Here is a 19,534-nt window from a genome sequence, read left to right as displayed (position 1 = left end):
TTTACAATTGTTAACGGCCTGGCCCTGTCCAGGCCGTTTTCATTTGTGTATCAGTGTTTTGCCTCACACCTTGAAACGTAAGTTGAAGGTAAATTGCCGGTAAAGCTGCTTTGCTATTTCCCCACCAGTGCTTATCGTTCAGCCTCCCGTAAAAGAAGCCCACGCGCCCAATGGTTAATGACTCCATGCAATCGTCCCCTCGTAACTCCCGTCGCTGGCTGATCAGCCTGCTTGTCTTGTTGGTGATCGCCGTTCTGTGCTGGAAATTCTGGCCCGCCGGTTCGGCCCACAAAGAGGGCGCTGACAAGGCGGCGGCCGGGCACACCGGGCGTTCGGGGATGATGCGGCCGGGCTTCGGTGGCGGCGCCGGGCCGATTCCGGTGCGCGTGGCGCCGGCGGTCACCGGCGACTTCCCGCTGTATTACAAGGCGCTGGGCACGGTGACCGCGCTCAACACCATCAATGTGCGCAGCCGGGTGGGCGGCGAATTGGTGAAAATCAATTTCGAAGAAGGGCAGATGGTCAAGGCTGGCGACCTGCTGGCAGAGATCGATCCACGTCCATACCAGAACGCCTTGCTGCAGGCCGAAGGCACGTTGCTGCAGAATCAGGCGCAACTGAAGAATGCTCAGGTCGACGTCGAGCGTTATCGCGGTTTGTACAAAGAGGACAGCATCGCCAAACAGACGCTGGACACCGCCGAAGCGCTGGTTGGCCAGTACCTGGGCACGGTCAAGACCAATCAGGCCGCGGTCAACGACGCCAAGCTCAATCTCGAATTCACCAAAATCCGCGCGCCGATCGGCGGTCGCGTCGGCCTGCGTCAGGTCGATGTCGGCAACCTGGTCACCGCCAACGACACCACTTTCCTCGCGGTGATCACCCAGACACAACCGATCAGCGTCGCTTTCACTTTGCCGGAAAACAGCCTTGAAACCGTGCTCGCCCGCTATCGCAGCGGCGCCAAGCTGCCGGCCGAAGCGTGGGATCGCGGCGACACCAAACTGCAAGCCACCGGTGTGCTGCAAAGCCTCGACAACCAGATCGACGTCGCCACCGGCACCCTGAAATTCAAGGCCCGTTACGAAAACCGCGATCAGGCTTTGTTCCCCAATCAGTTCGTCAACGTTCATTTGCTCGCTGACACGTTGAAAGGCGTGGTGCTGGCACCGTCGGCGGCCATCCAGTTCGGCACCAACGGCACCTTCGTCTATGCACTGGACGGCGACAAGAAAGTCACCATTCGCCAACTGAAGATCGGTGCCAGTGATGGCGAAAACACCGTCATTACCGAAGGTCTGGCCGCTGGCGACCGCGTGGTACTGGAAGGTACCGACCGCCTGAAGGAAGGCAGTGAGGTGGAAGTGGTCAACGACAGCAATCAAGTGCCGACCACTCCAACTGAACACCTGCAAGGCAAATCTGCTGCCACCCCGACTGACGCTGCTGTCACCGATAAGGCCAAGAAGGGCGCATGAACATTTCGCGGCTGTTCATCCTCCGACCGGTAGCCACTACCCTGAGCATGCTGGCCATTGTCCTGGCCGGTCTGATCGCTTATCGCTTGCTGCCGGTATCGGCGTTGCCACAGGTCGATTACCCGACGATCCGCGTCATGACCCTGTATCCCGGCGCCAGCCCGGATGTGATGACCAGTGCCGTGACCGCGCCACTTGAGCGCCAGTTCGGGCAAATGCCGGGCCTCACGCAAATGGCCTCGACCAGTTCCGGCGGTGCGTCGGTGCTGACCCTTCGTTTCAGCCTCGACATCAACATGGACGTCGCCGAGCAGCAGGTGCAAGCCGCCATCAACGCCGCGACCAATCTGCTGCCGACCGATTTGCCAGCGCCGCCGGTGTACAACAAGGTCAACCCGGCGGACACCCCGGTACTGACCCTGGCGATCACCTCGAAAACCATGTTGCTGCCCAAGCTCAATGACCTGGTCGATACGCGCATGGCGCAGAAAATCGCCCAGATCAGCGGTGTCGGCATGGTCAGTATTGCCGGCGGTCAACGTCAGGCCGTGCGGATCAAGGTCAACCCGGAAGCGCTGGCCGCGAACAGCCTGAACCTGTCGGACGTGCGCACCTTGATCGGCGCCTCCAACGTCAACCAGCCGAAAGGCAACTTTGACGGCCCGACGCGGGTGTCGATGCTCGACGCCAACGATCAGCTGACCTCGCCCAAGGATTACGCCAACCTGATCCTCGCCTACAAGAACGGCGCACCGCTGCGGCTCAAGGATGTCGCGGAAATCGTCGATGGCGCCGAGAACGAGCGTCTCGCCGCGTGGGCCAACCAGAATCAGGCGGTATTGCTCAACATCCAGCGTCAGCCGGGCGCCAACGTGATCGAGGTGGTCGACCGCATCAAGGCATTGCTGCCGAGCATCACCGATAACCTGCCGGCCGGTCTTGATGTCACCGTGCTGACCGACCGCACACAAACCATCCGTGCATCGGTCACCGACGTACAACACGAATTGCTCATCGCCATCGCCCTGGTGGTGATGGTGACCTTCCTGTTCCTGCGCCGCGCCAGTGCCACGATCATTCCGTCGGTGGCGGTGCCGCTGTCGCTGATCGGCACCTTTGGCGTTATGTACCTGGCCGGCTTCTCGGTCAACAACCTGACCCTGATGGCTCTGACCATTGCCACCGGTTTCGTGGTCGACGATGCGATCGTCATGCTGGAAAACATTTCGCGCTTCATCGAAGAAGGCGATAGCCCTATGCAAGCGGCGCTCAAAGGCGCCAAGCAGATCGGCTTCACCTTGATCTCGCTGACGCTGTCGCTGATCGCGGTACTGATTCCGCTGCTGTTCATGGCGGACGTGGTCGGGCGCCTGTTCCGCGAATTTGCCATCACCCTGGCCGTGGCGATCCTGATTTCCCTGGTGGTTTCACTGACCCTGACGCCGATGATGTGCGCGCGTCTGCTCAAGCGTGAGCCGGAAGCACATGAACAGGGCCGTTTCTACCGTGCCAGCGGTGCTGTCATCGACTGGATGATTGCCGAATACGGTCGGATGCTGCGCTGGGTGCTCAAACACCAGCCGCTGACCTTGCTGGTCGCCATCGGCACACTGGCGTTGACCGTGTTCCTCTATATGGTCGTGCCGAAAGGCTTCTTCCCGGTGCAGGACACCGGGGTGATTCAGGGTATTTCCGAGGCGCCGCAGTCGATTTCCTTTGCCGCGATGGGTGAGCGTCAGCAGGAACTGGCGAAGATCATTCTGGAAGATCCGGCAGTGCAGAGCCTGTCGTCCTACATCGGTGTCGACGGCGATAACGCCACGCTCAACAGCGGTCGCTTGCTGATCAACCTCAAGCCCCATGGCGATCGCGATCTGAGCGCCACTGAAGTGATTGCACGCCTGCAACCGCAACTGGACAAACTGGTCGGCATCCGCCTGTTCATGCAGCCGGTGCAGGACCTGACCATCGAAGACCGCGTCAGCCGCACTCAGTATCAGTTCAGCATGTCCTCGCCGGATTCCGAGCTGCTCAGTCAGTGGAGCGGCCGTCTGGTCGAAGCGCTGGCCCAGCGTCCGGAACTGACCGACGTTGCCAGTGATTTGCAGGACAAGGGTTTGCAGGTCTATCTGGTAATCGATCGCGATGCCGCCTCACGTCTGGGCGTCTCGGTGGCGAATATTACCGACGCGCTGTACGACGCCTTCGGCCAGCGGCAGATTTCGACCATCTACACCCAAGCCAGCCAGTACCGCGTGGTGCTGCAAGCCCAGGCCGGAGAGAAGATCGGCCCGCAGGCGCTGGACCAGATTCACGTCAAGACCACTGATGGCGCGCAGGTTCGTCTGTCGAGTCTGGCCCACGTCGAAGAACGTCAGGCGCAACTGGCGATCACCCATATCGGCCAGTTCCCGGCAGTGATGATGTCGTTCAACCTGGCGCCTGGTGTGGCGCTGGGGCATGCGGTCGACATTATCGAACAGGTGCAGCAGGACATCGGCATGCCGGTGGGCGTGCAGACCCAGTTCCAGGGGGCGGCGGAAGCGTTCCAGGCTTCGCTGTCGAGCACCTTGCTGCTGATTCTGGCGGCGGTGGTGACCATGTACATCGTGCTGGGCGTGCTGTACGAGAGCTACATTCACCCGATCACCATTCTCTCGACCTTGCCGTCGGCGGCAGTTGGCGCCTTGCTGGCATTGCTGCTCAGTGGCAATGATCTGGGCATGATCGCCATTATCGGCATCATCCTGCTGATCGGTATCGTGAAAAAGAACGCGATCATGATGATCGACTTCGCCCTCGATGCCGAACGCAATCAAGGCATGGCCCCGCAGGAGGCGATCTATCAAGCGGCGCTGCTGCGCTTCCGGCCGATCCTGATGACCACGCTGGCGGCGCTGTTTGGTGCGGTGCCATTGATGCTCGCCACCGGTTCCGGCGCAGAGTTGCGTCAGCCGCTGGGTCTGGTGATGGTCGGCGGTTTGTTGGTGAGCCAAGTGCTGACACTGTTCACAACGCCAGTGATCTACCTGTATTTCGACCGCCTCGGTCGGCGCTTTGGCAAGACCAATACCGATAGCGAAGAGGTGTCGGTATGACTGTCCGAACACATAACCCCTGTAGGAGTGAGCCTGCTCGCGATGAGGCCGGCACCTGCAGCATCAATGTAAACAGACACACCGCTATCGCGAGCAGGCTCACTCCTACAGGGGATTGGTGTGACGTTGGGGATCGCGTTCGATGAACCTCTCCGGTCCTTTCATCAAACGCCCGGTCGCGACGATGCTGCTGAGCCTGGCGATCATGCTGCTCGGCGGCGTCAGCTTCGGCCTGCTGCCCGTAGCGCCGCTGCCGCAAATGGATTTCCCGGTGATCGTCGTGCAGGCGAGCCTGCCCGGTGCCAGCCCGGAGGTCATGGCGTCGACCGTGGCGACGCCGCTGGAACGCTCGTTCGGCGCAATCGCCGGCGTCAACACCATGAGCAGCCGTTCCAGTCAGGGGTCGACCCGGGTCATTCTGCAATTTGACCTCGACCGCGACATCAACGGCGCGGCGCGGGAAGTGCAGGCGGCGATCAACGCTTCGCGAAACCTGTTGCCGAGTGGCATGCGCAGCATGCCGACCTACAAGAAGGTCAACCCGTCGCAAGCGCCGATCATGGTGCTGTCACTGACCTCCGATGTGCTGGAAAAAGGCCAACTCTACGATTTGGCCTCGACCATTCTTTCGCAGAGCCTGTCGCAAGTGCAGGGCGTCGGTGAAGTGCAGATCGGCGGCAGTTCGCTGCCGGCGGTGCGCATCGAGCTTGAACCGCAGGCGCTGAACCAGTACGGCGTAGCGCTCGACGATGTGCGCAAGACCATCGCCGATGCCAACGTGCGCCGGCCCAAGGGTTCGGTCGAAGACGGCCAACGGTTGTGGCAGATCCAGGCCAACGACCAGTTGGAGAAAGCCAAGGACTACGAATCACTGATCATCCACTACGCCGACGGCGCCGCGCTGCGCCTCAAGGACGTGGCCAAGGTCAGCGACGGCGTCGAAGACCGCTACAACAGTGGTTTCTTCAATGATGACGCGGCGGTGCTGCTGGTGATCAACCGTCAGGCCGGCGCCAACATCATCGAGACGGTCAACGAGATCAAGGCGCAATTGCCGGCGTTGCAAGCGGTGCTTCCGGCCAGCGTGAAGCTGAACCTGGCCATGGACCGCTCGCCGGTGATCAAGGCAACCCTGCATGAAGCCGAGATGACCCTGCTGATTGCCGTGGCGCTGGTGATTCTGGTGGTGTTCCTGTTCCTCGGTAACTTCCGCGCTTCGCTGATTCCGACATTGGCCGTACCAGTGTCGCTGGTGGGCACTTTTGCGGTGATGTACCTCTACGGTTTCTCGCTGAACAACCTGTCGCTGATGGCGCTGATTCTGGCGACCGGCCTGGTGGTGGACGATGCCATTGTGGTGCTGGAGAACATCTCCCGGCACATCGATGAAGGCGTCAAACCGATGCAGGCCGCCTACCTCGGAGCCAAGGAAGTCGGTTTCACCTTGCTGTCGATGAACGTCTCGCTGGTGGCGGTATTCCTGTCGATCCTGTTCATGGGCGGGATTGTCGAAAGCCTGTTTCGCGAGTTTTCCATCACCCTGGCGGCAGCCATTGTCGTCTCGCTGGTGGTTTCCCTGACGCTGACGCCGATGCTCTGTGCCCGTTGGCTGAAACCGCACACGCCGGGGCAGGAGAACCGCCTGCAACGCTGGAGCCGGCGCACCAACGACTGGATGGTCAGCAAGTACGCGACCAGCCTCGATTGGGTGCTGCGCCACCGCCGGCTGACATTGCTCAGTCTGCTGATCACCGTTGGCGTGAACGTCGCGCTGTATGTAGTGGTGCCGAAAACCTTCATGCCGCAGCAGGACACCGGCCAGTTGATCGGTTTCGTGCGCGGTGACGACGGCCTGTCGTTCAGCGTGATGCAGCCGAAAATGGAAATCTTCCGCCGTGCCGTGCTCAAAGACGAGGCGGTGGAAAGCGTCGCCGGGTTCATCGGTGGCACCAACGGCACCAATAACGCCTTTATGCTGGTGCGTTTGAAGCCGATCAAGGAACGCCAGCTCAACGCGCAGAAAGTCATCGAGCGCCTGCGCAAGGAAATGCCCAAGGTGCCCGGTGCGCAACTGATGCTGATGGCGGATCAGGATCTGCAATTTGGCGGTGGTCGTGAGCAGACTACGTCGCAGTACAGCTACATCCTGCAAAGCGGTGATCTGGGCGAGTTGCGCAAGTGGTATCCAAAAGTGGTTGCCGCCCTGCGCGCGTTGCCTGAGCTGACCGCCATTGACGCCCGTGAGGGAGCCGGCGCACAGCAAGTGACACTGATTGTCGACCGCGATCAGGCGAAACGCCTCGGTGTCGACATGGACATGGTCACCTCGGTGCTGAACAACGCCTACAGCCAGCGGCAGATCTCGACGATCTACGACAGCCTCAACCAGTATCAGGTGGTGATGGAGGTCAATCCGAAATACGCCCAGGACCCGGTGACGCTAAAGCAAGTGCAGGTGATCACCGCTGACGGCGCGCGGGTTCCGTTGTCGACCTTTGCCCATTACGAAAACAGTCTGGAAGACGACCGCGTCAGTCACGAAGGCCAGTTCGCCTCCGAAGACATTTCCTTCGACATGGCCGAAGGCGTGACGGTGGAGCAGGGCAGCGCTGCCATCGAGCGGGCGATTGCCAAGCTCGGCCTGCCGGAAGACGTCATCGCGAAAATGGCCGGCACCGCCGACGCCTTCGCCGCGACGCAGAAGAGCCAGCCGTTCATGATTCTCGGCGCGCTGCTGGCGGTGTATCTGGTGTTGGGCGTGCTGTATGAAAGCTACATCCATCCGCTGACGATCCTGTCGACCCTGCCGTCGGCCGGGGTCGGCGCGTTGCTGTCGATCTATGCGCTGGGCGGCGAGTTCAGTCTGATCTCGTTGCTCGGGCTGTTCCTGCTGATTGGTGTGGTGAAGAAAAACGCCATTCTGATGATCGACCTCGCGCTGCAACTGGAACGTCATCAGGGCCTGTCGCCGCTGGAGTCGATTCGCAGTGCCTGCCTGCAGCGCCTGCGGCCGATTCTGATGACCACCCTGGCGGCGATTCTCGGCGCCTTGCCGTTGCTGCTCAGCCGGGCCGAAGGCGCGGAAATGCGCCAGCCGCTCGGTTTGACGATCATCGGCGGGCTGATTTTCAGCCAGGTGCTGACGCTCTACACCACGCCTGTGGTTTACCTCTATCTCGACAAGCTGCGCCATCGTTTCAACAAATGGCGTGGCGTGCGTACTGACGCCGCTCTGGAAACTCCGCTATGACTGACCGTTCGCTTTTCAATCTGGCCACTGCTCGCGGCTCGCGTCTGCTGAGCCTGTCGCTGTGCGTGGCGATGCTCAGTGCCTGCGCCGTCGGCCCGGACTACCAGCGTCCGCAGACTGCTGAAATTGCCCAGTACAAGGAAGCCGAAGGCTGGACCCAGGCCAACCCGAGCGATTCGCTGGCCCGTGGTGCCTGGTGGGAGTTGTACGGCGATCAGCAGCTCAACGGGCTGATCGACAAACTCAACAGTTCCAACCAGACGGTCGCGCAATCGGAAGCCCAGTATCGCCAGGCTCAGGCTTTGGTACGCAGTGCGCGCGGGGCGTTTTACCCGAGTGTCGATCTGAGCCTGGGTAAAACCCGCTCAAGCCAAGGCACCGGCAGCAGCAGTTCGAGTCTGAGCAGTTCCTCCAGTGGCATCCGCGACACCTACAACGCCGAGTTGGGCGTCAGTTGGGAAGCGGATGTGTGGGGCAAGCTGCGCCGTGGACTGGAAGCCGATGAGGCCAGCGCCCAGGCCAGTTTTGCCGACTTGGCGGCCATGCGCCTGAGCCAGCAGTCGGAGTTGGTACAAAACTATCTGCAACTGCGCGTGATCGATCAGCAAAAACGTCTGCTCGAAGCGACGGTGGCGGCGTATGAGCGGTCGCTGAAAATGACGCAGAATCAATACCGCGCGGGTGTTTCCGGGCGCGATGCGGTAGCGCAAGCGCAGACGCAACTGAAAAGTACCCAGGCCGATCTGGTCGATCTGATCTGGCAACGTGCGCAGTTCGAAAATGCGATTGCCGTACTGACCGGGCAAGCGCCGGCGGATTTCAACATTGCCGAAGTGCAGACCATTCCGAAGCTGCCGCAGGTGCCGTTGAGTCTGCCTTCACAGTTGCTGGAACGGCGTCCGGACATCGCCTCGGCGGAGCGTTCGGTGATTGCCGCCAACGCCAACATCGGCGTGGCCAAAGCGGCGTATTACCCGGATCTGAGCTTGAGTCTGAGCGGTGGCTACAGCAGCAGTACCTCGCAGAATCTGATCAGCCTGCCGAACCGCTTCTGGTCGGTGGGGCCGAAACTGGCGCTGCCGCTGTTCGACGGCGGTATTCGTTCGGCGGAAGTCGACCGCACCGAAGCGGTGTATGACCAGACCGTGGCCAAGTATCGCCAGACGGTGCTCGACGGTTTCCGCGAGGTGGAAAATTATCTGGTGCAGCTCAAGGTATACGAGGACGAAGCGGCGGTGCGCCAGGAAGCCCTCGATGCTGCCCGCGACTCCCTGCGCCTGACGGAAAACCAGTACAAGGCCGGATTGATTGCCTACATCGATGTGGTGGTGGTGCAAGCGACAGCGTTGAGCAACGAGCGCAATGTGCTGAACATTCTGCAAAGCCGCTTGATTGCCAGCGTGCAATTGATTGCGGCGCTGGGCGGTGGCTGGGACGGGCAACTGGAAGTGAGCAACTCCAACTGACTCCATGGCCCTTGTAGGAGCTGCCGGAGGCTGCGATCTTTTGATTTTGCTATTTAGGACAAGATCAAAAGATCGCAGCCTCCGGCAGCTCCTACAGGTATGTGTTTCAGTTTTGAGCAAAGCCGTGAGCGCCGGGCCAGAGCCTTGTCGGACGATCGAACAAGCGTTTCATCGGCTTGATGGCCATTTGATTACTTTGTCAGTGCGTTCTTCTGTGCAATCAGTACAATCGCCGCATTTGCCCGACCGGGAACGGACGCAATCCGTGTTGGGTGGCCACGAGAATTCTCATGCTCATCGGTAGTTATTCCTCCACGCTGGTTTTCATTTCTTTGTGTGTGGCGATTCTCGCTTCGTATACCGCGCTCGACCTCACCGGTCGCATCGCCACGGCCAAGGGCCGCGCGGTGCATTTCTGGACGGCGGGTGGGGCGTTCGCCATGGGCATCGGCGTCTGGTCGATGCACTTCATTGGCATGCTCGCCTTCAAACTGCCGATCGATCTCGGCTATGACATCAGCCTGACCGCGCTGTCGCTGCTGATTGCTGTGCTGTCCTGCGGGTTCGCCTTGTGGCTGGTCAGTCAGCCGAAACTGCCGATTCTGCAACTGGCGTTCGGCGCGCTGATCATGGGCGCCGGGATCAGTGCCATGCATTACACCGGCATGGCGGCGATGCGCATGACCCCGGGGATCGACTACGACCCGACGCTGTTTGGTGCCTCATTGCTGATTGCGGTCGGTGCGTCGGCGGCGGCGCTGTGGATCGCCTTCCGCTTGCGTCAGCACTCTCCCTATGTGCGGCTGATTCGCGGCGGCGCAGCGATCATCATGGGCATCGCGATTGTCGGCATGCATTACACGGGCATGGCTGCCGCGCAATTCCCTGATGGCAGTTTCTGTGGCGCCACCGTCAATGGCTTGAAAGGCAATGGCCTCGACAGCCTGGTGTTGATTACCACGTTGGCGGTGCTGTCGATTGCCTTGCTGACCTCGATTCTCGACGCGCGCCTCGAAGCACGCACCGCCGATCTCGCGCACTCGTTGACCGTGGCCAACCGCGAACTCACCCAGCTGGCCCTGCACGACACCCTGACCGGGCTGCCGAACCGCATGCTGCTGGACGACCGCATTAATCAGGCAATGAAAAAGGTCCATGAGCAGGGCGGCTGTTTTGCCTTGATGTTCATCGATCTGGACGGCTTCAAACCGGTCAACGATGCGTTTGGTCATCACATGGGCGATCAGTTGCTGCGTGAAGTGGGGTTGCGTCTGCGTGAAGACTTGCGCGGCCCGGACACGCTGGCGCGGATCGGTGGCGATGAATTCGTGTTGTTGGTGCGCCTCACCGAACCCAATGACGCTTTGGGGTTGGCGGCCCGTCAGGTCGGCTTGATCGCGCAATCGTTCCGCGTCGCCGAGCATGACTTGCAGATCTCCGCCAGTGTCGGCATCGCCCTGTATCCGGGCAATGGCCAGAACGCTCAGGAACTGTTGATGAACGCCGACGCCGCGATGTACCACGCCAAGGGCGGCGGCAAAAACGGTTACAGCTTTTTCGACGCCTCGATGAACAATAACGCCCGCAAGCAGTTGCAGTTGTTGCAGGACCTGCGTGCAGCGTTGGAGCACAGTCAGTTCAGTTTGCATTACCAACCGAAGTTCGACGCCGCCAATGGCCGTCCGGTCGGCGCTGAAGCGTTGCTGCGCTGGCAGCATCCGGTCCACGGCATGCTGATGCCGGACAAGTTCATCGAACTGGCCGAGAAGAGCGGTCTGATCATTCCGATCGGTGAATGGGTACTCAACGAAGCCTGCCGGCAGATGCGTGAGTGGTACGTGCTCGGTTACACCGATTGGCGTATCGCGGTGAACCTGTCGGCGCTGCAGTTCTGCCACACGGGACTGGTGCGCAGCGTGGCCAAGGCGCTGGCCACCCACCACCTCCCGGCCAACAGCCTGACCCTGGAAATCACCGAGACCACGGCGATGAGTGATGCCGATGCGAGCATGACGGTGTTGCAGGAGTTGTCGGACATGGGCGTCGACCTGTCGATCGATGACTTCGGCACCGGTTATTCCAGCCTGATGTACCTCAAGCGGTTGCCGGCCAATGAGCTGAAGATCGACCGTGGATTTGTCCGCGATCTGGAGCATGACAGTGACGATGCGGCGATTGTCTCGGCGATTGTCGCGTTGGGGCAGGCGCTCGGTTTGCGCATTGTTGCCGAAGGCGTGGAAACCGGGGTGCAGCAGGAGTTCTTGACGCAATTGGGTTGTGATTCGCTGCAGGGTTATCTGCTCGGGCATCCGATGCCGGCGGAAAAATTCATGCAGGATATTGCACGGGGTGAGCAGTTAGCGGTGGTCTGATCGACCGCGTTATCGTTCTTCGCGAGCAGGCTCGCTCCCACAGGGGGCGGCGTGGAGCACAAATACAGTGTGGGAGCGAGCCTGCTCGCGAAGGCGTCTGCCCAGACACCACAGACTCCATGCAAAAGCCGCCAATGGCGGTTATTCTTCCCCCCGACTGTTACGTGTGCATTTGGGGGAAAGGTCAGCATGGATAAAGTCATTGTGATCACCGGTGGCGGGCGCGGAATTGGCGCCGCGACGGCGCTGTTGGCTGCCGCGCAAGGCTATCGGATCTGCATCAACTATCAGTCGGATGAACAGGCCGCGCAAAGCGTGCTGGAGCAAGTTCGTGCACTGGGCGCACAGGCCATTGCGGTGCGCGCCGATGTCAGCATCGAAGACGAAGTGATTGCGCTGTTCCAGCGCGTCGACAGCGAACTGGGCCGCGTCACCGCTCTGGTGAACAATGCTGGCACCGTCGGACAAAAGTCGCGGGTCGACGAAATGTCCGAATTCCGTATTCTGAAAATCATGAAAACCAATGTCCTGGCGCCGATCCTCTGCGCCAAGCACGCGATCCTGCGCATGTCGCCCAAGCACGGCGGGCAGGGCGGCAGCATCGTCAACGTGTCGTCGGTGGCCTCGCGTCTCGGCTCGCCGAACGAATACGTCGATTACGCCGCGTCCAAAGGCGCACTCGATACCTTCACCATCGGTCTGTCCAAGGAAGTGGCGGGCGAGGGGATTCGGGTCAACGCGGTGCGCCCGGGTTACATCTATACCGATTTCCACGCCTTGAGCGGCGACCCGGATCGAGTCAGCAAGCTTGAATCGGCGATTCCGATGGCCCGTGGCGGGCGGCCGGATGAGGTGGCGGAGGCGATTGTCTGGTTGTTGTCGGACAAGGCTTCGTATGCGACCGGGACGTTTGTTGATTTGGGGGGTGGGCGTTAAGTCCAGAGAGTTTCGCTGCCAAGTCGGCCCTCTTCGCGAGCAGGCTCGCTCCCACATTGGTTCTGTGTCCGGCACAAATCCAGAGTGGGAGCGAGCCTGCTCGCGAAGGCAATAGCCCAAACAACAGAGGACTGTCAGAACGACCGCACAATCCGCCCCAACGTCTCCATGGCCTTCTCCGAATCCTCGGTCCAAGGGCTGCCATAGTTCAGGCGAATACAATTCCTGAACCGCTGTGTCGGCGAGAAAATCGGCCCCGGCGCGATGCTGATGCCTTGCGCCAGTGCCATCTGAAACAGCTTCAATGAATCCATCTGGGGCGGTAATTCCAGCCATAAGAAATAGCCGCCGGCCGGCTGGCTGACCCGCGTCTGTGCCGGGAAATAACGGGCAATCGCCGCGAGCATCGCGCTCTGCTGCTCTTCCAGGGCGTAACGCAATTTGCGCAGATGCCGGTCGTAGCCGCCGTGTTGCAGATAGTCGGCAATCGCTGCTTGCGCCGGCATTGAGGCACACAGCGAAGTCATCAGTTTCAGTCGTTCGATTTTCTGTGCGTAGCGGCCGGCGGCGACCCAGCCGATGCGATAGCCGGGCGCGAGGCTCTTGGCGAAGGAGCCGCAATGCATCACCAGGCCTTCAGTGTCGAAGGCCTTGGCCGGTTTCGGGGCCTGCTGGCCGTAATACAGTTCGGCGTAGACGTCGTCTTCGATCAGCGGCACTTGATGGCGGCGCAGCAGTTCGACCAGTTCCTGTTTCTTCGCCTCGGGCATGGTGGCGCCCATCGGGTTCTGGAAACTGGTCATGCACCAGCAAGCCTTGATCGGATGGCGTTCCAGGGTTTGTGCGAGTACACCGAGGTCGATGCCATCGCGCGGGTGCACGGGGATTTCCACGGCTTTGAGTTTCAGCCGTTCCAGCACTTGCAGGCTGGCGTAAAACGCCGGGGCTTCGATGGCCACCAGATCACCGGGCTCGGTCACGGCTTGCAGGCACAGGTTCAGCGCTTCGAGGGCGCCGTTGGTGATCAGCAGTTCCTCCATGGGCAACATCAGGCCGCCGACCATGTAGCGCAGGGCGATCTGCCGGCGCAACTGCGGGTTGCCCGGCGACATGTCGGTGACGACCATGCGCGGGTCCATCTCGCGGGCGGCGCTGGCCAGCGAGCGCGACAGGCGTTGCAACGGGAACAGGGTCGGACTGGGAAATGCCGAGCCGAAGGGTACGGTGCTGGGGTCCTTGATCGAATCCAGGACCGAGAACACCAGTTCGCTGACGTCGACTTCGGTGGAATCGTTGACGTGGCTGCTGATCACCGGCTCGGAAAACGGGCTCGGTGCGTGGGTGTTGACGAAGTAGCCGGAACGCGGCCGGGCACGGATCAGGCCACGGCGTTCGAGCAGGTAATAGGCCTGGAATACCGTGGACGGGCTGACGCCGTAGGTCTGGCTGGCGTAACGCACCGAAGGCACGCGCTGGCCGGGGCCGAGGACGCCGGAGCGGATCAGTTCAGCGATGTCGTCGGCGAATTTTTCGTAGCGTTTCATCGAGGAGCCTTGGTGCTGGTTGATGATGAGGTGTGTCAGGGGAACTGCCCCTCACCCTAGCCCTCTCCCAGAGGGAGAGGGGACTGATTGGGGGATGCTTGCTAAATACACCGACCTGAAAGTGCTTTGCTGAATCCACAATCGACTCGACCTGAAAGTGCTTTGCTGAATCCACAATCGACTCGGCCTGAAAATGTTTTGCTGAATCCACAATCGACTCGGTCTGTCAGGTCGATGTCTAGCGACAGACACCTCGGTCGGCTCCCTCTACCCCTGGGAGAGGGCTGGGGTGAGGGAGCGGATTCTAAGGGATCAACGATTCATCGGCGCCACAAACCTGCTCTTCGCCACGCTGTAAACCTCAGGCTCATCACTGTCGGCAATCTTGAAACTCAAGGTCTGCGAGCTGCTGGCCGGGCGTTCTGTGGTCATCGCCACCGACACCGGCACATCGACAATTTCCCCCGGTGCCAGGCTCAACTCGGTCTTGCCTTGCAACTGGAAGCCATCGCCGTCGACCAGGCTCAGGTGGTAATCCTGACGCTGCTGGGTCTTGTTGATGACTTTGAGGCTATAGATGTTTTCGATCTGGCCCTGACCGTTCTCGCGGAACAGCCCGCGATCCTTGGTCACGTCCAGCGACACCATCGGTCGCTCGATCAACGCCAGAGCCAGCGCGCCGATCATCGCCACCAGCACCACGGTGTAGCCGATCAGGCGCGGACGCAGCAGATGGGTCTTGCCACCCTGCAATTCGCGCTCTGAACTGTAGCGGATCAAGCCGCGCGGATAATTCATTTTGTCCATGATCGAGTCGCAGGCGTCGATGCATGCGGCGCAACCGATGCACTCCATCTGCAAGCCGTCGCGGATGTCGATGCCGGTCGGGCAGACCTGCACGCACAACTGGCAGTCAATGCAATCACCCAGACCGGCTTCAACTGGTTTCACGTCGCGTTTACGCGGTCCACGGTTCTCGCCACGGGCCACGTCGTAGGAAATCGCCAGGGTGTCCTTGTCGAACATCACGCTCTGGAACCGCGCATACGGGCACATGTGCATGCACACCGCTTCACGCAACCAGCCGGCGTTGATGTACGTCGCCGCAGCGAAGAACAGCACCCAGAACAAGCTGACACCGCCGATTTGCAGGGTTAGCAATTCTTCAGCCAATGGCCGGATCGGGGTGAAATAACCGACGAAGGTCAGGCCGGTCATTACGCTGATCGCCAGCCACAAAGTGTGCTTGGCCGCGCGGCGCGCCAGTTTGTTCAGGCTCCAGGGTGCGGCTTGCAGTTTGATGCGCTGGTTGCGCTCGCCTTCGGTGATCTTCTCGCACCACATGAAGATCCACGTCCATGAACTTTGTGGGCAGGTGTAGCCGCACCAGACCCGACCGGCAAACACGGTAATGGCGAACAGGCCGAACGCGGCGATGATCAGCAGCGCCGAGAGCAGGATGAAATCCTGCGGCCAGAACGTCGCGCCGAAGATGTGGAATTTGCTTTCGGAAAGATCCCAGAGCACTGCCTGACGTCCGCCCCAGTTCAGCCACACGGTGCCGAAAAACAGCACAAACAGAAAACCCGCGCCGCTCATGCGCAGGGTGCGGAACAGGCCGGTGAAGCTGCGGGTGTGAATCTGGTTGTCGCTGGATTTGGCCGTCGCCTTCATTGGGCGTGCGGGTATGCTTTTTATAGTGGGAGATGCTTCTACGGTTCGGACGGGGATTTGTTCGCTCATGGTTATTCGCTCATCAGCCTCCATCAGGCCAGAGCACTATGAGCGTCGATCTGTTTGCATAACAGACTCAGGTATTTCAATAAAAAGCAGATCAGATGAGATTCTGCGCAGCGCCTGCGACAACTTGAAGCAGCCCGCAGACGTGGGCGCAAACGCCTATCGCAGACGTTTGCGCGCGGTGTTGATCAAGGTCAGTCAAATCACCGAATCACTCTCGTCGGCTTTCAGGTGTTTGCGTCCGTCCTTGGCGCCTGCGACGGTGAGGGCGTCGGCTTCTGATTCGGTCACATAGACGCGGCGACCTTCGATTTCCACGAAAGACATGGCTATGTCGCTATCCGTGCGCACTTCCAAGGTGTCGCAAATGCGAATTTCCTCGCCATTCTCGACAGTGAAAAAACACACTTTTTGTTCGGGATTGGATTCATCGACTCGAAGCGGCATGGGGCTGTCCTTTTTCAGGGGTGTCTGAAAGGTTAGGGCGCACGCTGCGCCGATCGTTCTGCGCAACTGATTAATGGTCGCCGCTGTCCATCCTCTATAGACCCAATAACAAGGACTGCACGATGAACGCGTGGTGGCATGAAGTGTGGGAAACCCTGCAAGCGGAGTTCGCCGACGTTGGCGATGCTTCGCAATTGACGCGCATTACCGTGCGCCTGCTGATGGCGGCGGTGCTGGGCGGAATTCTTGGCTTCGAGCGCGAGCACAAGGGCAAGGCTGCCGGGGTGCGCACGCATATGTTGGTGGCGCTGGGGGCGGCGTTGTTTGTACTGGTGCCGCAGACGTCCGGGGCCGAGTCCGATGCGATGAGCCGGGTGGTGCAGGGGGTGATTGCCGGGATCGGCTTTCTCGGTGCCGGGACTATCCTGAAAAACAAGGAAGGCGATGAAGGTCATGTCAAAGGCCTGACCACGGCTGCCGGGCTGTGGATGACGGCGGCCATTGGCGTCGCGGCCGGGCTGGGCAGGGAGGCGACGGCGCTGCTCAGTACCTTTCTGGCGCTGGCAATTTTTAGCGTGATGCCGCGCATCGTACGCCTGTTCGAAAAAGATGAGCAGAAGAACGATCACCTGTAACCACGCCGAACTATCCCTGTAGGAACTGCCGAAGGCTGCGATCTGTTGATCTGGCTTTTAAAAGACAAAATCAACAGATCGCAGCCTTCGGCAGCTCCTACATGAGCGGTAGCGGATTCAGACGATCACGGGTGGCATCGTGCTCGGCGGTTCTTCCTTAGGCGGTGGCGTGGTGCCGGGCGGTTCCTGTTCGGGAATCGGTTGCGGCTCGGTCTCGGGAAGAGTGGGTTTGTCGATGTTCGGATCAGGCGTTTCGGCCGGGATCGGGATGTTCATCTGTTGACCTCCGTGTGGCACATGGCGTGAGAAGTGCTTAAGTGGATTGACCACCCTGCGCACAATTCGATCCGCTTTTCTGACACGGCAATTTCATCTGAACTTTTCCCGGCGGCGGTCGCTCGGAACCTAAGTGAGTTCATGACGGGGCAGGTGCAACGTTGTGAACACTGATCCGGCACAAGAGCGTCCTTGGGGCGTTAAGGAGAGATGCTCAATGACTGCTGAAAAACCCTCAGAGCTGAGCTACAACCCGCACATGCCGCTGTCGCAGGCGTTGCTGCTGCCGCGCATTGTCATCGAAAACACCATGCCGACGCTTGATGGCGGGCAGTTCGCCGTGAAGTCGATTGCCGGCCGCGAAGTGGTGGTCACCAGCAAGGTGTTTGCCGACGGCCACGACAAACTCGCCGTGCGCATCCGCTGGCGCGAGGAAGGCGAGGAGACTTGGCAAAGCGAAGTCATGGCCGATCAGGGCAATAACGGCTGGCAAGGCCAGTTCCGCCCTGAGCATCAGGGTCGCTACCTGTATTGCATCGAAGCGTGGATCGATCACTTCGCCAGTTTTCAGTATGAACTGGAGAAGAAGCACAACGCCGCCGTCCCTGTCTCACTGGAGCTGCAGGAAGGCCGGACGATGGTGCAACAGGCCGCCGAACGCAGCGAAGGTCAGCTCAGTGAGCAACTGGCTGCCTTGCACCATGAGTTGTCCGGCCTGCTCGAAACCGAGCAAGTCGCACTGTTTCTGCACTCGCGCAGTGCGCTGTTGATGGCGGAAGCCGATCACCGCGCCTACTTGAGCGTCAGTCCTGAGTTCCCGATGGACGTCGAACGCGAACTGGCTGAATTCGCCAGTTGGTACGAACTGTTTCCGCGCTCGATGACCGACGATCCCCGCCGCCATGGCACTTTTAACGACGTGCACTCGCGCCTGCCGATGATTCAGGACATGGGCTTCGACGTGCTGTACTTCACGCCGATCCACCCGATCGGCCGCGCCCACCGCAAAGGTCGCAATAACTCCCTGACAGCGGGACCGGAGGATCCGGGCAGTCCTTATGCGATCGGCAGCGAGGAGGGCGGTCACGAGGCGATTCATTCGCAACTCGGTACCCGCGAGGACTTCCGCCGACTGGTGGCCGCTGCTGCCGATCACGGCCTGGAAATCGCTCTCGATTTTGCTATCCAGTGTTCTCAGGACCACCCGTGGCTCAAGCAGCATCCGGGCTGGTTCAACTGGCGGCCCGACGGCACGATCAAATATGCCGAGAACCCGCCGAAGAAATATCAGGACATCGTCAACGTCGATTTCTATGCGCCAGATGCGATTCCGAGCCTGTGGGTCGAATTGCGCGACATCGTCATTGGCTGGGTCGAAGAGGGCGTGAAGATCTTCCGCGTTGACAATCCGCACACCAAACCGCTGCCGTTCTGGCAATGGCTGATCGCTGATGTGCGGGCGCTGTACCCGGAAGTGATCTTCCTCGCCGAGGCATTTACCACGCCGGCCATGATGGCGCGCCTGGGCAAGGTCGGTTACACCCAGAGCTATACCTATTTCACCTGGCGTAACAGCAAAGCAGAACTGGCGACGTATTTCACCGAGCTGAATGAATCGCCGTGGCGCGAATGCTACCGGCCGAATTTCTTCGTCAATACGCCGGACATCAACCCGGCGTTCCTGCACGAATCCGGGCGTCCGGGCTTTTTGATCCGCGCCGCGCTGGCAACCATGGGTTCAGGCCTGTGGGGCATGTACTCGGGTTTCGAACTGTGTGAGTCGGCGCCGGTGCCGGGCAAGGAGGAATACCTCGACTCGGAGAAATACGAAATCCGCGTCCGCGACTTCACCGCGCCCGGCAACATCATTGCCGAGATCGCCCAGCTCAACCGCATTCGTCGGCAGAACCCGGCGCTACACACGCACTTGGGTCTGAAGATCTACAACGCGTGGAACGACAACATTCTGTACTTCGGCAAGCGCAGCTTTGACGGCAGCAACTTCATTTTGGTGGCGGTCAGCCTCGATCCGCACAACGTGCAGGAAGCGAATTTCGAACTGCCGCTGTGGGAAATGGGCTTGCCTGACGATGCGACGACCCACGGCGAGGATTTGATGAACGGGCATCGCTGGGACTGGCATGGCAAATACCAGTTCATGCGCCTGGACCCGGCGTATCAGCCGTTCGGCATCTGGCGAATCACTGCCTGAACACAGATCCATTGTAGGAGTGAGCCTGCTCGCGATAGCAATCTTGCAGGCGACAACTCTGCCGAATATGAAACCGCGAT

Annotated in this window: 12 protein-coding genes; 8 read left to right on the top strand and 4 right to left on the bottom strand. The window is 60.2% G+C overall.

From position 1 onward, the window contains the following. Positions 1-170: 170 nt before the first annotated feature. From U6037_RS15565 to U6037_RS15540, 6 genes are all read left to right on the top strand, one after another. Positions 171-1,478 (top strand): MdtA/MuxA family multidrug efflux RND transporter periplasmic adaptor subunit, encoded by a 1,308-nt coding sequence (locus tag U6037_RS15565; RefSeq protein WP_322843607.1) that lies wholly within the window; start codon positions 171-173, stop codon positions 1,476-1,478. Next, positions 1,475-4,576, top strand: a complete 3,102-nt coding sequence (locus tag U6037_RS15560; RefSeq protein ID WP_322843606.1) for an MdtB/MuxB family multidrug efflux RND transporter permease subunit — start codon at positions 1,475-1,477, stop codon at positions 4,574-4,576. Before U6037_RS15565 ends, U6037_RS15560 begins: the two co-directional genes overlap by 4 nt. A gap of 142 nt (positions 4,577-4,718) precedes the next feature. Then, positions 4,719-7,826 (top strand): efflux RND transporter permease subunit, encoded by a 3,108-nt coding sequence (locus U6037_RS15555; protein ID WP_322843605.1) that lies wholly within the window; start codon positions 4,719-4,721, stop codon positions 7,824-7,826. Further along, positions 7,823-9,292, top strand: coding sequence for an efflux transporter outer membrane subunit (locus U6037_RS15550; protein ID WP_322843604.1), 1,470 nt, complete (start codon positions 7,823-7,825; stop codon positions 9,290-9,292). The genes U6037_RS15555 and U6037_RS15550 overlap by 4 nt, the downstream gene beginning before the upstream one ends. A gap of 290 nt (positions 9,293-9,582) precedes the next feature. Beyond that, entirely contained in the window at positions 9,583-11,664 is a 2,082-nt protein-coding gene (locus U6037_RS15545; protein ID WP_322843603.1) for a putative bifunctional diguanylate cyclase/phosphodiesterase, read from the top strand. 189 nt (positions 11,665-11,853) lie between these two features. Continuing rightward, positions 11,854-12,600 (top strand): SDR family oxidoreductase, encoded by a 747-nt coding sequence (locus U6037_RS15540; RefSeq protein ID WP_322843602.1) that lies wholly within the window; start codon positions 11,854-11,856, stop codon positions 12,598-12,600. Between the two features lie 134 nt (positions 12,601-12,734). Here U6037_RS15540 and mapR read toward each other — a convergent pair whose 3' ends face one another. The 3 genes from mapR to U6037_RS15525 all read right to left on the bottom strand — a co-directional run bounded on the left by mapR (position 12,735) and on the right by U6037_RS15525 (position 16,331). Further along, entirely contained in the window at positions 12,735-14,144 is a 1,410-nt protein-coding gene (mapR, locus tag U6037_RS15535) for a GntR family transcriptional regulator MpaR (RefSeq protein WP_007919188.1), read from the bottom strand. 312 nt (positions 14,145-14,456) lie between these two features. Continuing rightward, positions 14,457-15,887: a cytochrome c oxidase accessory protein CcoG gene (gene ccoG / locus U6037_RS15530; protein WP_322843601.1), complete on the bottom strand. Its 1,431-nt coding sequence runs from the start codon at positions 15,885-15,887 to the stop codon at positions 14,457-14,459. A gap of 195 nt (positions 15,888-16,082) precedes the next feature. After that, positions 16,083-16,331, bottom strand: a complete 249-nt coding sequence (locus tag U6037_RS15525) for a DUF3203 family protein (RefSeq protein ID WP_322843600.1) — start codon at positions 16,329-16,331, stop codon at positions 16,083-16,085. Between the two features lie 122 nt (positions 16,332-16,453). Here U6037_RS15525 and U6037_RS15520 point away from each other — a divergent pair, with 122 nt between their 5' ends. After that, positions 16,454-16,966, top strand: a complete 513-nt coding sequence (locus U6037_RS15520) for an MgtC/SapB family protein (protein ID WP_322843599.1) — start codon at positions 16,454-16,456, stop codon at positions 16,964-16,966. A gap of 117 nt (positions 16,967-17,083) precedes the next feature. On the opposite strand, the gene U6037_RS15515 is transcribed toward U6037_RS15520, so the two are convergent. Next, positions 17,084-17,242 carry a hypothetical protein gene (locus U6037_RS15515; RefSeq protein WP_016985118.1) on the bottom strand — a complete coding sequence of 53 codons (159 nt, stop codon included), beginning with the start codon at positions 17,240-17,242 and terminating at the stop codon, positions 17,084-17,086. Positions 17,243-17,459: 217 nt separating this feature from the next. Here U6037_RS15515 and U6037_RS15510 point away from each other — a divergent pair, with 217 nt between their 5' ends. Then, positions 17,460-19,454 carry an alpha-1,4-glucan--maltose-1-phosphate maltosyltransferase gene (locus U6037_RS15510; RefSeq protein WP_322843598.1) on the top strand — a complete coding sequence of 665 codons (1,995 nt, stop codon included), beginning with the start codon at positions 17,460-17,462 and terminating at the stop codon, positions 19,452-19,454. The last annotated feature ends 80 nt before the right edge of the window (positions 19,455-19,534 follow it).

The sequence above is a fragment of the Pseudomonas sp. B33.4 genome (assembly GCF_034555375.1).
GTDB lineage: Bacteria > Pseudomonadota > Gammaproteobacteria > Pseudomonadales > Pseudomonadaceae > Aquipseudomonas.
This window is presented reverse-complemented; position numbering and strand designations above follow the sequence as displayed.

What these genes read in the sequence shown, in the direction of transcription:
- U6037_RS15565 (WP_322843607.1), top strand. Translation starts at nt 171, where the DNA reads ATGGTTAATGACTCCATGCAATCGTCCCCTCGTAACTCCCGTCGCTGG.
- U6037_RS15560 (WP_322843606.1), top strand. Translation starts at nt 1,475, where the DNA reads ATGAACATTTCGCGGCTGTTCATCCTCCGACCGGTAGCCACTACCCTG.
- U6037_RS15555 (WP_322843605.1), top strand. Translation starts at nt 4,719, where the DNA reads ATGAACCTCTCCGGTCCTTTCATCAAACGCCCGGTCGCGACGATGCTG.
- U6037_RS15550 (WP_322843604.1), top strand. Translation starts at nt 7,823, where the DNA reads ATGACTGACCGTTCGCTTTTCAATCTGGCCACTGCTCGCGGCTCGCGT.
- U6037_RS15545 (WP_322843603.1), top strand. Translation starts at nt 9,583, where the DNA reads ATGCTCATCGGTAGTTATTCCTCCACGCTGGTTTTCATTTCTTTGTGT.
- U6037_RS15540 (WP_322843602.1), top strand. Translation starts at nt 11,854, where the DNA reads ATGGATAAAGTCATTGTGATCACCGGTGGCGGGCGCGGAATTGGCGCC.
- mapR (WP_007919188.1), bottom strand. Translation starts at nt 14,144, where the DNA reads ATGAAACGCTACGAAAAATTCGCCGACGACATCGCTGAACTGATCCGC.
- ccoG (WP_322843601.1), bottom strand. Translation starts at nt 15,887, where the DNA reads ATGAGCGAACAAATCCCCGTCCGAACCGTAGAAGCATCTCCCACTATA.
- U6037_RS15525 (WP_322843600.1), bottom strand. Translation starts at nt 16,331, where the DNA reads ATGCCGCTTCGAGTCGATGAATCCAATCCCGAACAAAAAGTGTGTTTT.
- U6037_RS15520 (WP_322843599.1), top strand. Translation starts at nt 16,454, where the DNA reads ATGAACGCGTGGTGGCATGAAGTGTGGGAAACCCTGCAAGCGGAGTTC.
- U6037_RS15515 (WP_016985118.1), bottom strand. Translation starts at nt 17,242, where the DNA reads ATGAACATCCCGATCCCGGCCGAAACGCCTGATCCGAACATCGACAAA.
- U6037_RS15510 (WP_322843598.1), top strand. Translation starts at nt 17,460, where the DNA reads ATGACTGCTGAAAAACCCTCAGAGCTGAGCTACAACCCGCACATGCCG.